1 protein-coding gene is annotated in these 525 nt (G+C 65.3%); it reads right to left on the bottom strand.

The window, feature by feature from the left end; all coding sequences use genetic code 11:
- Window positions 1-216: 216 nt before the first annotated feature.
- The coding region (locus ACO48X_RS08575; protein ID WP_485001668.1) for a DUF6363 domain-containing protein at window positions 217-525 on the bottom strand (309 nt) is incomplete at its 5' end.

A 525-nucleotide genomic window follows, 5' to 3' on the forward strand; every position in this document is an offset into this window, starting at 1 on the left:
TGACGGACACGGCCTTCGGTTCGACGGTTCGACGTCGGACAAGCGGATTGTCAGGCCGACGCCGCAGGCGCAAGGCCGCGAACCGGGCGGCCCAGAGCGCGGCCGCCGCTCAGCCGGTTAGCGAACCGCCATTCAGCCGGTTAGCGTGCCGCCGTGCCCGGCCCCGCCGGATAGAGCGCAATCGGCGACTGGCCAGGTTCAATCAGCCAGGCCCAATCAGCCGGCGAGGAACTCCTTGATCGCAGGAAGGTCTCGCCGCGCCTGCTGCATGCCCTCTTCGTAGGCCGCCTGGATGCGCACGGCATTGCGCTCGCCGTTGGACACCGGCATGGTCTCGGGATAATAAAGGTAGGCTTTCCCCTCGGCCTGGAGCTGTTCCAATTCGTCGAGGGTGGCGTTGTAGCGCTCAGGACGCCTCAATATCGCCTCGACAACGGCGGGATACTTCTTAAAAATCTTCTGGTAAATCGCGGCGGGTGCCCTGACCGGCCCCTTCCGATACCCGCGGGGGCGCGTCATGACAAC

The sequence above is a fragment of the Peptidiphaga sp. genome, from assembly GCF_057238965.1.